The sequence below is a fragment of the Pseudomonas sp. LB3P25 genome (assembly GCF_054897985.1).
Map to the genome: position 1 here is coordinate 3,945,405 of NZ_CM142711.1, position 15,296 is coordinate 3,960,700.

12 protein-coding genes and 1 pseudogene are annotated in these 15,296 nt (G+C 60.2%); 2 read left to right on the forward strand and 11 right to left on the reverse strand.

Translation table 11 applies throughout. The features are described 5' to 3' along the window. Nucleotides 1–41: 41 nt before the first annotated feature. The 6 genes from ACYZTW_RS17915 to ACYZTW_RS17940 form a co-directional block, all read right to left on the reverse strand. On the reverse strand, nucleotides 42–287 hold the full coding sequence (locus ACYZTW_RS17915) for a hypothetical protein (RefSeq protein ID WP_462001136.1): 246 nt from the start codon (nucleotides 285–287) through the stop codon (nucleotides 42–44). Between the two features lie 20 nt (nucleotides 288–307). After that, nucleotides 308–1,651: an OprD family porin gene (locus tag ACYZTW_RS17920; RefSeq protein WP_462001137.1), complete on the reverse strand. Its 1,344-nt coding sequence runs from the start codon at nucleotides 1,649–1,651 to the stop codon at nucleotides 308–310. Between the two features lie 66 nt (nucleotides 1,652–1,717). After that, entirely contained in the window at nucleotides 1,718–2,923 is a 1,206-nt protein-coding gene (locus ACYZTW_RS17925) for a DUF1624 domain-containing protein (protein WP_462001138.1), read from the reverse strand. 28 nt (nucleotides 2,924–2,951) lie between these two features. Then, nucleotides 2,952–3,722 (reverse strand): DUF4198 domain-containing protein, encoded by a 771-nt coding sequence (locus tag ACYZTW_RS17930; protein WP_462001139.1) that lies wholly within the window; start codon nucleotides 3,720–3,722, stop codon nucleotides 2,952–2,954. A gap of 399 nt (nucleotides 3,723–4,121) precedes the next feature. After that, nucleotides 4,122–4,610 carry an Lrp/AsnC family transcriptional regulator gene (locus ACYZTW_RS17935; protein WP_008055821.1) on the reverse strand — a complete coding sequence of 163 codons (489 nt, stop codon included), beginning with the start codon at nucleotides 4,608–4,610 and terminating at the stop codon, nucleotides 4,122–4,124. Nucleotides 4,611–4,655: 45 nt separating this feature from the next. Continuing rightward, complete coding sequence (locus tag ACYZTW_RS17940; protein ID WP_462001140.1) at nucleotides 4,656–5,312, reverse strand: HAD family hydrolase; 657 nt, start codon at nucleotides 5,310–5,312, stop codon at nucleotides 4,656–4,658. 59 nt (nucleotides 5,313–5,371) lie between these two features. Between ACYZTW_RS17940 and ACYZTW_RS17945 the strand changes: the two are divergent. Further along, a pseudogene (locus tag ACYZTW_RS17945) lies at nucleotides 5,372–5,857 on the forward strand (cupin domain-containing protein); the annotation flags it as partial. Nucleotides 5,858–5,872: 15 nt separating this feature from the next. Here the strand turns inward: ACYZTW_RS17945 and rtcA are convergent. The 4 genes from rtcA to ACYZTW_RS17965 form a co-directional block, all read right to left on the reverse strand. After that, nucleotides 5,873–6,904: an RNA 3'-terminal phosphate cyclase gene (gene rtcA, locus ACYZTW_RS17950; protein ID WP_462001141.1), complete on the reverse strand. Its 1,032-nt coding sequence runs from the start codon at nucleotides 6,902–6,904 to the stop codon at nucleotides 5,873–5,875. A gap of 8 nt (nucleotides 6,905–6,912) precedes the next feature. After that, nucleotides 6,913–7,701: a nucleotidyltransferase domain-containing protein gene (locus ACYZTW_RS17955; protein ID WP_462001142.1), complete on the reverse strand. Its 789-nt coding sequence runs from the start codon at nucleotides 7,699–7,701 to the stop codon at nucleotides 6,913–6,915. Between the two features lie 5 nt (nucleotides 7,702–7,706). Next, on the reverse strand, nucleotides 7,707–8,933 hold the full coding sequence (locus ACYZTW_RS17960) for an RtcB family protein (protein ID WP_462001143.1): 1,227 nt from the start codon (nucleotides 8,931–8,933) through the stop codon (nucleotides 7,707–7,709). A gap of 262 nt (nucleotides 8,934–9,195) precedes the next feature. Continuing rightward, entirely contained in the window at nucleotides 9,196–10,746 is a 1,551-nt protein-coding gene (locus ACYZTW_RS17965) for an RNA-binding protein (RefSeq protein ID WP_462001144.1), read from the reverse strand. A gap of 203 nt (nucleotides 10,747–10,949) precedes the next feature. Between ACYZTW_RS17965 and rtcR the strand changes: the two genes are divergently transcribed. Beyond that, a complete protein-coding gene (gene rtcR / locus ACYZTW_RS17970) occupies nucleotides 10,950–12,548 on the forward strand; it encodes an RNA repair transcriptional activator RtcR (protein ID WP_462001145.1) in 1,599 nt (532 codons plus the stop codon). Here the strand turns inward: rtcR and metC are convergent. Next, nucleotides 12,540–15,296 carry a cystathionine beta-lyase gene (metC, locus tag ACYZTW_RS17975; RefSeq protein ID WP_462001146.1) on the reverse strand — a complete coding sequence of 919 codons (2,757 nt, stop codon included), beginning with the start codon at nucleotides 15,294–15,296 and terminating at the stop codon, nucleotides 12,540–12,542. The genes rtcR and metC overlap by 9 nt on opposite strands.

Below are 15,296 nucleotides of genomic sequence, written 5' to 3' on the forward strand. Positions count from 1 at the left end.
GCGGTTCCAGGCGTCTTTGCCTGTTCGTTTACGGTGCTAAGTCAGGCATCTATGCCGGATCCACCGATGTTGCCCGCGACCTGTTCGGCCAATCGATCGTCGTTGACCGAGGGGGCTGCCCACTCGACTGCGTTCACAGTGGGCCTGAACAGTGTCTTGCAGACTTTGTGCCAGTCGGCCATTGGCAGTCCTTGCTCCAGTAAACGTTGACCACGGGTGTCCATGAACGCCCGATATTTGCCTTCGCATAGTGCAGAGGCGTGTTGCGCGGCCTTATAAAAGTGCACAAAAGCTATCCCGTTCCAGATCAGAATTTGCCACCCAGCGGGTATTCAATCGCCAGGCGGATCTGATTGGCGTCCAGCTCTGCTTGCGCCGCATTCCCGCGGTGAACCGCATGCCGCAGGCTAAACGCGAGGTTTTTCGCGACGCCCGACTGCACCACGTATTTGGCCTGCAGATCACGTTCCCAGTGCTTACCACCCTGCCCGTAACCCAGCCACTTGTAGCCGCCGTTCGGGTCCATGTGAGTGCCGTCGATGCCGCTGCCGCGCACGTACAGTGCGCCGAAGCTCAGGCCGGGAATGCCGTAACCGGCCATGTTCAGGTCGTAGCGCGCTTGCCAGGAAGCCTCCCGGGGCGCGTTGAAATCGGACAGCGCCACGGCGTTGCTCAGGTAGATCGCGCCACGGGTCACGTAATCGAAGGGCGTGTCGCCATCGACCTTTTGATACCCGAAGCCGAAGCTGTGGGCACCGAGCTTGTAGGTCGACAGCAAACTCCAGGTGGTGTTGTCGATGCGGCCGGACAAGGCTTTGCCGGTGTCCTGAGTTCGGTACAGATTGAGATCAAAGATCAGGTCCTGGCCTTCCGCCAACGGCTGGGTGTAGACCGCGCCCAGGTAGTGCTGCCGCCAGGTGTCGGCATAATCCGCGCTGAACAGGCTGGCGTTGAGCCCTTTGACCGCCGTGTTGCGCACCCCCACCAGGTCGAAGCTGTCGCCCTGTTTGCCGTTGGAGTAATTGACCACAAACCCTCGGTCATGACTGGTGGCGTTGCGGTCGGTGCTTTCGTTGAAATGTCCGCCATACAGGGTGGTGGCGGGCAATTCGCGACTGGTCAGCAGCCAGCCGGTGGCGGTCTCCGGCAGCAAGCGGCTGTCGGATGAACCGAACACCGGCGTTTTCACCCGCTGCTCGCCGTAACGCAATTCCGTCGAGGAAAACCGCAGCTTGGCCACGGCGCCGCCACGGCTGAATTCATCCTTGGGGTGCCCGTCATTGTCCACGCCCAACACCCGCGCCTTGCCGGCCCGCCCGCCGCCGCTGTCCAGTTCCCAGCCGGAATACACATGAGCATCCATACCCAAGCCCACGGTGCCGGCGGTGTAGCCGGAGGTGAAATCGGCCATCAGGCCGTAAGCCCACTCCTCGGCCAGGTCGCTGCGTTCGGCGCGGGGCTTAAAGGCATTGCGCGCGCCATTGCTCAGTGAGCCGTGTTCATAGTCCCGACGGTCATAGAGGCTGCGATTGAGCAGGCTCCATTGACTGTCCTCGATAAAACCTTTTGCGGTGTCTTGCTCTGAAGCCAGGGCGAGCAGGGACTGCCCGCCCAATGCCAATAGCAGGGTGTGTGTCGATAGGGTTTTCACAGTGCAACTCCACAGAATTCGGGGTCTGCAAGGTGTCCCGCCGAACGGGGGACACCCTTGGGCACGTCAGAGGTATTTGAGGATCGCGATATCGCGACGGCGCTGTTTGAGGTTGGCGAACCAGCGCGTCGGGAAGAACAGCAGCACCCCGAGGATCACACTCCACAGCCACACCGTGGGCAGGTTATCGAAGCCATAGTAATCCCCCTGATTGGCGCCCCAGATTGCGACCGCCACCAGGTACATGGCCTTGAGTACGTACAAGTGCAGCAAATAGAAGAACATCGGCGCCCCGCCGTAGATCGCCAGGGTTGCCGTGGACCAGCGATCCTGCAGCTTCTCGAACAGCGCCAGCAAGATCAGCGAAAGGCCAATCGTCGGCATCAGGAACATCAGCGAAGGCGGGTACTTCTTGGCGCTCATGAAACTCATGAAGGTGCGCAACGAATCACCGGTTTGCACCCAGGGTTTCTCGCCATAGACGTTCAGGTAGCGAATGAACACGAACGCCACCAGCAGCCCTGCACCCAGTTTGAGCAGGCGGGAAATCCGCTCGGCCGGGTCCATGTCCTTGCCGAACCACGGCCCGATTCCCCACCCCAGCAGAATCACGCCAATCCAGGGCAATACCGGGTAAGTGGTGCGGGCCCGGGTGAATTCGGTGATGTCGATGAACACCCGCTGATGCAGGATCGACCACGGCACGAAGAACGGCGACTCCGGCCCCACGGTCACGCCATCGAGCAGGTTGTGCCCGGCGACAATCGCCACCCCGAGTACGATCAGCCAGCTGCGTTTGAAGTGCAGCAACCCGGCGAGCACGATCATGCAGATGCCGATGCACCAGATCACCTGCAGCCACAGGGTCTTGGGCGGGAACTCGGCATTCCAGGCAAAGCACACGAAGGTGACTTCGAGAAATACCAGGAACAACCCGCGCTTGAGCAGGAACACCGAGGTTTCTTTCGCCGTGTGTTTCTGGCTGTACAGCCAGGCCGACAAACCGGTGAGGAAGATGAACGCCGGGGCGCAGATCTCGCTGAGCATGCGGGTGAAGTACAGGTCCGGCGTGACGCTCAACGCATCGATCGGGTCGGTGACCTGACGGTGCAGCAGAAAGGTTTCCCGCACATGGTCGATCAGCATCAACAGCATGACGAAACCACGCAGGGCGTCGATCGCCAGCATTCGGGTGTTGGCCTTGACGGCACTGGTTGCAAGCGCAGGGGAAGCGGTTGTCGCCTGCCCTGCCAATCCTGAAGAAGGGGTCATATCAGTCACTCATGTAGTGGTCGAGGGATCAGACTTGTTTCTTGAGCCTGGCGACTTCCGATGCCGGAAGCTGCGACGGCGCTCGCGGCAATGGCGTCTGGCCCTGTGATCGATAGAACGACAGTGTCGAACTGAAGCTCTTTATATCGAACGGTTCGGCCTTGCCTTGAGGACTGATGCGTTCGCCGGGCGTGCGGTCCTTGTATTCCACGGCCACCACGTAGGTGCCCTGCCACGGCAGCTCGAAGCTGACTTTGCCCGCGGCATCGGTGCGCTGGGTGAACACGTCATCGGAGCCGGTTTCCAGCACCACGTCCTGGTCGGTCAACGGTTTGGACGCATAGAACACCTGGAACTGCGCCTTGCCAGCATCGGCGACGCCGGTGGGCACGATGTCCAGGGTCAGTTCCGGGGTGCGCGCGCGCAAGTCACCGACCCAACGGGTCGCCGGCGTCCAGTGAGTCTTCAGCGCCTTGTCCGCCTCATGAAGGTCGAAGATCGGATAGTGCGGGTCCTGGGCCAGCAGCGAATCATCTGCCCTGGTTTGATGAGCCACCGCAAAGGCCTGACGCTGCAAGGTCAGTGTTAATGGCTGGGACCTGTTGCTGATCGACCAGCCCTTGAGTTGCTGGAACCGGTCCATCCCGCCCGGCGTGACTTCCAGCATGTTCTTGTCATATTCCCCGTAGTACAACGCCAGGGGTTGCCCGGGTGGCTGTTCATACCAGATTTGATGCGCCTCGCTGCTGCTCGCCAGCAGGAGGACGCCGTAACCCAATAGTGCTTTTGCGTTGCTCATTCGCATTTTTTTCGCTCCGATTGGTGTTATTCAACGGGTCGTTGCCGCCGCCTCGTTTTATCGAAACCAGCCAGACAACAAACCGCTCCCCTCTCTCTGAACGCATTACACCGCAGAGACTTTTGCGCTTTGATCCGAAATCAACGCACAGGGGGCAATCGGCAACTGTTTTTGTGGCTTGAAACAGCCGTTTGTGCGGCTTGCGCCAGGATGAAGCGCCTTGGGCGGTTGTGCCGGCCTGATGTCCAAACGCAGTGCAATGCGAATACAACTGTGGGAGCGAGCCTGCTCGCGAAGGCGGCGTCACAGTCAACAGAGATGTTGAATGTAGCGGCCTCTTCGCGAGCAGGCTCGCTCCCACAGGGGGTTCATGTTGGGATTGGGAATGGGGGGATTGGTTCAGTGACGCAGAAGCTTGCGCAGCGGCACGCCGTCCTTGAGTACCGGAGATTTGATGACGATGTAACTGAAGTACTTGGAGATGCCGATGTTCTTGTCGAGCAGGCTTTCGATCACTTCCTGATAATGCTGGATGCTGCGGGTCATGAAGCGCACCAGATAATCGTAGCCACCGCTGATCAAATGGCATTCGAGCACTTCGTCCACCAGACGGATATTGGACTCGAACTTGGCGAAGTCTTCGCGCTTGTGGTCGCTCAAGGTGATCTCGGTAAACACCGTCACCGAATCGGTGATCTTGGCCAGGTTCAGGTGCGCCTTGTAGCTGGAAATATACCCGGCCGACTCAAGCCGTTTGACCCGTTGCAGGCAGGGACTGGCCGACAACCCCACCGCATCGGCCAGGCTGACGTTGGTCATGCGCCCGTCCTTTTGCAGCTCCACCAGGATGCTGATGTCGATTCGGTCCAGTTTGACTAACCCTTCCATTGCGTACCTCTTGACTGCCGTTTGTAAGACAATCTTCTAGCAAAATCAGCGCCGTAAAGACAGCTGATGCTGAGTCACCAGATCCGCCATGCTGTTAATACAGTAATCCGCCGCGCACGGCGTGGGGTGTTTTGACCGGCCACGACAGATCAGGCACACGTCTTTGGCCGCCTGTCGACCGGCCGAAGGTCGGGTCACGTGCAGGATGCTGCCGGGTTCAAGTTCGCTGGCCTTCAACCACTCTGGATCGAGCAAAGGGTCGCCGACCAGTGAAATGAAATCGTCGGGCATGATCCCCAGTCGCTCACACAGCAGCCCTCGATCCTCGGCGTCCCGGTCGCCGTGCACCAGCAAGCGGTAGAACTTGCGCAGGTACAACATCGCCCCGGGCGCGTCCTCGAATAGCGACCAACCGGCCACCGAACGGGCAAAGCTCATGCCCTCCTCCCAACTGGCTTTCAGGCCCCAGCGCTCGGCCAGCTGGCGATGGGCAAAACACAGCACGCCACTAAAGCCCAGTTCAGCGAAACGCGGATACAGCGCTCGCACCACCTCGCTGTATTCGGCCAGCACCTGTTCCTTGTCCGGATGACCGCCTCGGCTGTCCAGCAGCGGTTGCAGTGCCGTCCAGACACCCGAGTCCCGGTCGACCAGGACCTCATCGCAATCGATGAGCAGTGCTCGATAATCAGTCAGCCCCATGGTGCGCAAAGCCTCCGACGATGCATTCCATCAATCCATGCTCCATAAACGCTCACGGGCTGCAATCCGAAACGCAGACGCTGGAACTGGGTGTCGGGGCCAGCGCGGTGATCGGTCGAGGGACATCGCTGCGACTCCAGGCTCAAGCGGATACGTGCTGGGCCTTTTGTGCCGTCACCAGCCCCAGCGCACAGCCGACACCCGGCCTGACCGCGCTCGACCCGCTGGACATGCTCTCGCCTTCGGCCGCACCGGAACCGCAGATTTTGATCGGGCCGACGCCGCAGTGCCGCTCACACAATGCCTTCGAAGACGACGCCACCCAGCTACGCGTCGGTGTTTGGGATTCGACACCGTATGAGCGCCACGGCCGCCCCCACAAACTCCATGAGCTGATGAACCTGATCGAAGGCAGTGTCACCCTGCTGACACCTGATGGAACGAGTGTGGAGGTCAACACCGGCGACAGTGTGTTTGTGCCGCGAGGCGCACCGTGCGCGTGGAAAAGTACGCGGTATGTGCGCAAGTTCTATGCGGTGAAGTAGAGGAAGGCATCGTGATCACTGAGTCGAGCGCTTGCACTCAACCCTGATCCTGTTGGGCCCCTCCTCCTGGCAATCGATTGTCATCGGCAGGAAGCGTTCAATCACCGCGATATTGCTTTGCAGATGCTCGGTCATCCGCGGTGTTGTGAAGCTTCCACCGCCCGCCAGCGCCATGGGCAACAGCAATTGATCGGCAAGGTGTTCGGCCACTGCCGCCTCGCTATTGAGCCAGTCCGCCGCCTGATTGATCGCGCCATCGGCGACCTTTTCTGCGCGAAGGGCCGCCTGACCGAATGCGCTGAACACTTCAGTGATGTGCTCAAAAGCATATTCCAGCAGCAGGACGTTACCGGGGCCACGGTCCTGATCGAGGACGACGCACTGCAATTCGTCTTGCGCCATGTCCAACCGTTTGGCGACCTGACTCAGTTCACGCTCAGCCACATTCGGCGCGATGCCCGCGACCAGCGCACAAGCGCGTTGTGTGAGCAAGGCACCACGCTCCAGCAGGTGCAACGGAATCAGGGTCGACGGCTGAATAAACGCCTCGATCTCGCCGCCCCCAGCCGGCACAAACCCATGCCGCACCAGCTGCAATTCAACCTCGGCGCCCATGCGTCGCAGTTGTGGCAACCAGGCCAGTTGCAGAAAATCGGTGGGCGGCGCCATCGAATTATGAGTACCGCCCGATATGCGCACGCGACTGGCTTCAGGTGCCAACAACAAGGCAGGCAACAGCGTCTGCAACACCAGGGTGCAGCTTCCAGCGGTGCCAATGGCAAAGCTGAAATCCCCGCCGCGAATCGGCCCCGGCTCGAAGGACACGCTTTGCGAGCCCAGCTCGACGCCCTGCACGCTCGCATCGCAAACCTGAGCCGCCGCCAGTACGGCGGTCAGGTGCTGACGCAGCAATCCGGGTCGGCTGCGCCTGGTTCGAATATTTCTAATGTGCAGAGCGCGACCGGTCACCATTGACAGGCTTAGAGCGCTGCGCAACACCTGACCACCGCCCATGGCGCCGTCCAGTTCAATCACTTCCTGTTTCATCTTCATCCTTAGGCGTAGTGCTTGACGGTCTCTCTCAAGTAGTCGTCCAGCAATCGCGAGTTTTCCTGAGTGCGCGGCAGTTTGGGTACGGCACGCTCCAATTCTGCGGCGATGAACGCGTGCAAGGCGTGGCGCTTTGGGCCGTATGCGCTTTCATCGGCGTTGCGTTTGAGCACCAGCAGTTCCGCGACTTCATCCAGCAACGACGAGTCATCTACGGTGTTCAGCAGATCGGCGAACGTCATCGGCGGGCGACCCAGACCTTGATCGATCCAGCGCACGGCCAGCAACGGCCGTAGCACGTAGAAGTACTTCTTGAAGCGAACGCTGTCGCCTTGCAGATAGCCACGAAAGTTCTTCTTCGCCATCGACAGGTAATGGTTACGTGCTGCCGGTGGACTGTAGAACGCTTCGGCCAACGCACGCAGACGCAAGGTCGCAGCAGATTCGCTGCGATACACAAGCGGTGAATCCAGCCACTCCAGCAAGGTCGGGTTGGATTTGCGTAACAACCCCAAGGTCTTGCGCAGTTCCCAGCCGCTGACATCGAGTTCATCGTCCAACGGGCGCTCGATCACATCCCGCGCTGTATCAACCTGAACGAACCAGTCGGGCTTCTCCACATACACGAAACGTACGTCGTAATCGCTGTCAGTCGAGGCGAAACCCCAAGCCCGACTGCCGGATTCGCAGGCGTAAAGTACGGTGACGTTACGCTCGCGTTCTATGCGTTCCAGCTCCTGCAGAACCCTGACGCGCATCTCGGGCGCCAGGGGGTGGTGATCGTGATATTCCATTTTTCCTATCCTTTTACGCACACCACCTGACGCAAGGTGTGCAGCACTTCCACCAACTCGCGCTGGGCGTGCATGACGTGGTCGATGTCCTTGTAGGCCATCGGAATTTCATCGATGACGGCAGCATCCTTGCGGCACTCCACGTGGGCGGTGGCACGGATCTGATCTTCGACGGTAAACAGGCTTTTCGCTTTGGTACGACTCATGGTGCGGCCGGCGCCGTGGCTGCAGGAGCAGAACGATTCCTCGTTACCCAGCCCACGAACGATGAAGCTTTTGGCGCCCATCGATCCCGGGATAATCCCCAACTCGCCCTTCCTGGCCGATACCGCGCCTTTGCGGGTGACTAGAATTTCCTGACCAAAATGCCGCTCTTTCTGCACGTAGTTGTGGTGGCAGTTCACCGCTTCCAGCGCCACCTCAAAGGGCTTGCTGATCACTTTTCGTGTCGCTTGAATCACCGCTTGCATCATCAATGCACGGTTCTGCCGGGCGAAGTCCTGGGCCCAGCCGACCGCTTCGACGTAGTCATCGAAGTGCCGGCTGCCTTCTTTAAAGTAAGCCAGGTCACGGTCCGGCAAATTGGCGAGGTGCTGACGCATGTCCGCCTGAGCCATTTGAATGAACAGGTTGCCGATAGCGTTGCCGACGCCACGGGAACCGCTGTGGAGCATGAACCAGACCCGGTTGGCTTCATCCAGGCACACCTCGATGAAGTGATTTCCGCTACCCAGCGTGCCCAAGTGCCCACGGTTATTGGTGTTGGCGAGTTTCGGGTACTTGTCGGTGATCGCCTTGAACCGCGAGTCCAGTGCCGCCCAGGCCCGGTCCGCCTGATGCGGAACGCTGTCCCAGGCACCCTTGTCCCGACCGCCGCGCCCACTGGTGCGGCCATGGGGCACCGCTTTCTCGATCGCGCAACGAAGGCCATGCAGGTTGTCTGGCAAATCACTGGCCGTCAGCGACGTGCACGCGGCGATCATGCCGCAACCAATGTCCACTCCGACGGCGGCTGGAATGATCGCGCCGACCGTGGGAATCACGCTGCCGATGGTCGAGCCCTTGCCCAGGTGTACATCGGGCATCACGGCCAGATGCTTGAAGATGAACGGCATCTTGGCGGTGTTCATCAATTGCTGTCTGGCTTCGTTTTCTACCGGGACGCCCTCGGTCCAGAGCTTGATCGGTTTGCCGTTGGCGACTTCCAGCAGTTGGTAAGTATGTTCTTGCATGATTTCGATTCTTTTCTATTGGCCGATTGTTCGGCGTTGTTCTGTGGTTTCTCCGGCATTTACCGGGCAAATCCAAAAAGGTGGCACGACAAAAATGAGTGACTGTTGCGCGTTGCCGCGCTCCGGGGTTAACCGGCCTAAGATGTACAGCCACTCGGCATTCGTGCCTTTCACAAGCGCTGACAAGGGTTTGATGAGACGTCGTTGATGTAGTCCCATCGGCATTCAGCGCCTGTAAAAAATCAATGCTCTGTGTGACCGATCAAAGCTCCATGGCCTCGATCGCGTTTACCCAATGTTGCGCGCCATAGTTGCCGGCGGTGAACTGCGCGATCACGTCGAACACCGAGTCGCTGAAACCGCCGACATTCAAGATGTCTTCACGGTCTGGCGCCTGGGTCCAGAAGCCGGGTTGCATATCAATGCACACCAGTCGCGCCTTCGGGTTGATCTGTTTGATCCGCTCCCATTGGCGCATCGTTTCCGTTGCACCGCGGCGCCGCGCATCCATCCAGGATTCGTTGTCCGAGACCATGATCAGCGTATCGACCTTGGCCCTGGCGTCCGCCAGTTGCTCCAGCGGCGCGGAACAGCGAGTCCCGCCGCCACCGATGGCGGCCAACTTCTCGGCATTGCTCATCACGCTGTCGCGAGGGTTGAGCTGAATGTCCACCACCTGCATTTCAAACGGCATCACCCGAGCAGCCGGTTGCTTGCGCAGTACGGCGGCGGCCAGCAGCGCAGCCACATCAATACAGCGTACTGCTGTGGTCGCGCCCTGACGATAACCGGTCACCGGACTGTGCATTGATCCCGAAACATCCGGACAAACAATCACCGAACCTTGCAGCGCCGGCACGTTGACCAACGACAGTTCCAGCGCATCCTGCAACGCTTCTCGCACCACCTGCGGCACCTCATCACCGGTCATTCGGTAGGCCGCGAGCAACTGATACGGATAAACCCGCGCCTTGGCCACCGCCTCGGCATCCGCCAGGCGGGCCGCCACATACTCGGCGCAACCCGGCACCTGAAACGCACCGTGGCGCGCCAGGGTGTTGAGGTTCATACGCAGCGCCTGCCAGCCCATGTTCCTGGCTTGAGTCGCCCATTGTTCCTTGGTCAGTGTCTCATTGCCCAGCAACTGAAACGGTACCTGCGGCACCTCCTGGCTCGCCCCGCTGCGAAAGGCCAGCAGCGAGCGCGTCAGTTCAGGCAGTGCCTGCACATCCACCGGTTTACCGATCAACCAGGCAAAAAACGCTTCACGCCAGGCTTCAGAGGGTTTGGGGTGAACCATCTTCACCACATCCGCCAGCGATGGTTGATGACCGATCGATGCCTGTAACAGCTGACGTTCACTGGCGTTGTTCAACCAGTTTTGTACCAGCCGTTTTGGCTGCGAACCGAGTGACTTACGCCCCGTCACCCCGCTGCGCAGGATCTGTACGAAATTGCGCAGCATCTTGCCGCTGTCCACCACCTGTTCGAACAGCGCTGGTACCCGCTCTGAGCGCTGTGCAGTCAGGGCTGCAAGCATCAAGGCCGGCATGTCTTTCATGTGACCTTTTTTACGAGCGTAAAGGGCGGCCTTGGCGACGTAGTGGCTGTCCAGTTCGGCCACGAGGTGCAACACGTTATCCAGTTGGCTTTCGGCCGACGCGTAAAAGGTCTGGTTGAGGCAACCGGTCGCTGCCAGTTGGGCCAACTGATGTTTGGCTGTGTAGGCATAAGCCGGTGCTTGAGCCGCGTTCAGCGAGTCGCATGCCGGCAGTGTTGCCTGTTGGGTGTTGAACAGCTTGAAGTTGGCCATCGTGGCGTCTCGCTTGTTGTCTTGTTCGTTGCCAGAGGTATTGCAGCCGACGTGCCAGTTTTGATTTTCTAAACAAATAACTTTTTATCTTGTTGTTTTATAAGGTTTTTATTTTTTACGATAAATTTTATCGATCCAAATCAAGACATACCGTCAGATGATTATCTATCCTTACCTATCGCTATTTATCCTTTGGTATAAACATGTCAGACAAACGCACGGTCGCCATCGGTTTTATCGGCTCCACCCTCGACCGAGTCGGCAAAGGCGCCAATCGCTGGGGTCATTGGCGACCGACTGTTGGCCTGTGCCAGCAACAGGATGTGTTGATCCATCGACTGGAGCTGATCCACGGCGTCGACGCCCGAGACGTCAGCCTGGCGGAACGCGTGCGTGAAGACATCCGCCAGGTCTCGCCGGAAACCGAATTGCACCTGCATCCGATGCCACTGCGTAACCCGTGGGATTTCGAAGAGGTGTACGCAGCACTGCACGATTTCACCACGGCCTACAGCTTCGACACCGAACACGAGGACTACCTGGTCCACATCACGACAGGGACCCACGTGGCGCAGATTTGCTGGTTTCTGCTCACAGAAGCGCGCTACCTGCCAGCGCGACTGATCCAGACCTCCCCCGCCCGCCAGCTTGAGGAGCAAGAGCGCGCCATCGGCACCCACGCCCTGATCGACCTCGACCTGTCGCGCTACGACCGCATCGCCACGCGGTTCGCCCACAAACGCCTGGAAGGCCTGGCATTTCTCAAGTCCGGGATCGCCACCCGAAACGCTGCGTTCAACCGCTCCATTGAGCAGATCGAGCGCGTGGCGGTGCGTTCACGAGCGCCCATGCTGCTGATCGGCCCCACCGGTGCTGGCAAATCCTTTCTGGCTCGGCGCATCTATGAACTCAAGCGCAGTCGTCATCAGATGCAGGGCCGCTTTGTCGAAGTGAACTGCGCCACGTTGCGGGGTGACGGCGCCATGTCGACCCTCTTCGGGCACATCAAGGGCGCTTTCACCGGCGCGCAAAACGCCCGCGACGGCCTGTTGCGAGCGGCCGACGGAGGCATGCTGTTTCTCGATGAAATTGGTGAGCTGGGCGCGGACGAACAAGCGATGCTGCTCAAGGCCATTGAAGAGAAACGCTTCTTTCCACTGGGTTCGGACAAGGAAGTGGAAAGCGACTTTCTGATCATCGCCGGCACCCACCGCGACCTGCGTAGCCGCGTGGCCGAAGGGCTGTTTCGCGAGGATTTGTATGCGCGAATCAATCTGTGGACGTTCGACCTTCCCGGCCTGGCCGGTCGACGCGAAGACATCGAACCCAACATCGATTTCGAGCTCGAGCGCCACGCCCGGGAACAAGGGCAAATGGCGCGTTTCAACCTCGAAGCGCGGCGTCGTTATCTGGCATTCGCCAGCTCCAGCGAAGCGGCCTGGCTGGGTAACTTCCGAGAGCTGTCGGCCTCCATCACCCGCATGGCGACATTGGCCGACAGCGGGCGGATCGATGAAGCCCAGGTCGAGGAGGAAATTGAGCGCCTGCGCTATGCCTGGGGCCTGGCTCAACCAGACGACGGACTGAACAGGTTGCTTGGCGAAAACGTCGAGATGGACCTGTTCGATCGCCTGCAACTCAACGCCGTACTCGACATATGCCGGCAGGCGGACAGCCTGTCCGATGCAGGGCGACGCCTGTTTGGCGTATCACGCCAGGCTAAAGCACAGCCCAATGACGCTGATCGTCTGCGCAAATACCTGGCGCGCTTCGCCCTCGACTGGAAACAGGTGTCAAGTTGACGCTGCACCCGCAAACCCGCGCTGCAGGTCCTCAATCAACGCTTCGACATCTTCAAGCCCGATATGCAGCCTCAGCACCGGATTCAATGAACGATCCGCAGCACTGTCTCGATCCGTGGTATCGGCGACGGTGACCAGGCTTTCGTAACCACCCCAGGAAGCGCCGAGCCCAAACACCTGCAGCGAATCAATAAAACGTTCGACGTAGGCAGGGTCTGCATCACGCAGCTCGAAGGACAGCAAACCGTTGCTGCCATTGAAATCGCGCTGCCACAGGGCGTGACCGGGATGCTCGGGTAACGCTGGATGGAACACCCGCTTCACCTGCGGTTGCGCTTGCAGCCAATGAGCGATTTCCAGCGCCTGGCGTTCGTGCACGTCCAGTCGCGGTGCCAGGGTTCGCGCGCCGCGCAACACCAGGTAGGCGTCGTCGGGGCTGACGGTGGCGCCAAAGGTGTCGCCCATGGACGCCAGCGGTTGCCAGACGTCTTGTCGGGTGCAGACGCTGCCCATGACCACGTCGCTGTGGCCGCACAGGTACTTGGTCAACGCCATGATCGAGATGTCCGCGCCCAGGGTCAGCGGTCGGTACAGGTAACCCGAGCCCCAGGTGTTGTCGACGGCCAGGAGAATGCCTCGCGGTTTGCACAGGGCGGCGATGGCCGGCAAATCGCAGAGTTCATACAGCAAGGAGCCCGGCACTTCGGTGTAGACCATTTTGGTGTTGGCTTGCAGTTGTGCTTGCAGACCGCTGCCATCCGGCGCGAAGTAGCTGACCTGAATGCCGAACGGTTCAAGAAACTCCCGGGCCAGACGTCGCACAGGCGCGTAGACCGCATCGCTGATCACTACGTGATCGCCGGGCCGCAGGTAGGCCAGGAAGGTCTGCGCGATCGCCGCCAGCCCGGTGCCGAACAAGCGGGTACGGTAACCGCCCTCCAGCTCCGTCACCAGATCTTCCAGGGCGAAGGCCGTCGGATTGCCTCGGGCGCCATAGCTCAAGACCCGCTCGCTATCGCGGCGGGCACGGGCGTCGCGCATTTGCGCCAGGTTATCGAACAGCACCGTGCTCAACCGCGTGACCGGCACGTTGACTGCCCGGGCGCCATCGCCCTGTTCGGTACGCGCCGAATGGACCAGGCGTGTACGCACCCGGGCATCGCGGGGCGCTGTGACGCGCAGCGGCTTGAGACTGGCGATCTCGTCGTCGCTCATCTGCGCCAGCAAACCGATTTCCCAGGCCAAATACTGACGCGCCGCGTCCTTGTTGCCGGCGTGACGGTCGTGGGTGAAGAACAGAAAATCGATGCACTGCTTATCGGGCGGTGTCTGGGCGGATTCCTGCACGGCAAGGCCCGCCGCACGCCAGGCATCGAGGCCGCCGTCCAGCAGCCGCACGTGCAAACGCTGAGCTTCAGGCAATTCCAGCGCCGCGAAAGCGGCCAGCCATGGATCATCGGCGACCAACACCAGTGGCCGTTGCTCACCGGCCACTTCAGACGCCAGTAACGAGCGAATCGACCAGCGCGACCCGGTGATATGACCCTTGCGATAAGTCATGCTCGGTCGCAGGTCAATCAGCGCAACGGCGTCGTCCTTCAGTGCATCGGCCAAGGCCCGTGCCGTGATCAACGGCAGCGCCTCGTGAGCGATCACCTCAAGCGCGGGCAGCACCAGATCACTGCTCACCCCGCCTGCCAGCACATAGGCCTCATGCCCCAATTGCCGCAACCAACTGGCAACAATCGGTGCGCGCACGCCATCACTGTCGAGCAGCACCAACCGCGCCTGACGCACACCGACATACAGATCCGTGGATTGAATCAACTGCCCGCCCGGCGTGTGTTGTGCTCCCGGTAGACTGCCCGCAGCAAACTCCTCGGCGGTGCGCACGTCGCACAAAAACAGGCTGCGACCGGCCTCCTTGGCCCATTGTTCAACCTGCGCCGCCTCAACGGTTTTCACACCGGCGCGTTCCGCCAGTTGCGCAGCCGCGAGTCGCTGTGCCGGCAACGTGCCAGACGACACTTCCTCGGCATAACGTCGGGTGCTGCCATGCTCCAGCTGAAAATCTTCCAGATACCAACCCTGGGTTCCGTTTTCCAATGCGTAGACCGGGTTCTTCAAGCCCAGATTGATCAACGTCTGGGCCCCGATAATGCTGCGGGTCCGACCGGCACAATTGACCACGATCGGCGTGCTTTCGTCCGGCACCAGATCGTGGACGCGATAACCCAGCTCACCATTCGGGCAGCACAGCGAGCCGGGAATGGTCATTTTGCGGTACTCATCGAACGGCCGACCGTCGAGCACCACCAGCGGCTCGCCCCGCTCTTGCCATTCGGCCAGTTGTTTCGCGGTGACATGCGGCGTATGGCTGGCCTCTTCCACCAATTCACCAAAGGCCTTGGAAGGCACATGCACCCCGGCAAACAGCTGAAAACCGGCAGCCTGCCAGCCATCGGCACCGCCATCAAGCACATGCACGTGGCGATACCCGAGCGCCTGCAGACGCTGAGCGGAACGCGCCGCGACACCCCCGCTGTCCTGGTCATAGATCACCAGCCGAACCTGAGGATTCGGCGCCAGACGCCGGACCTCCAGCTCCAGACGGCTATAGGGCACGTTCACCCCGAAAAACAGGTGGGCTTCGCCATATTGGCCGTGCTCGCGCACGTCAAACAGGGCAATTTCCTGCCCGTCGAACAGCCACTGCTGCAGTTGCCCTGGAGTTACGGTCTGGCTCAT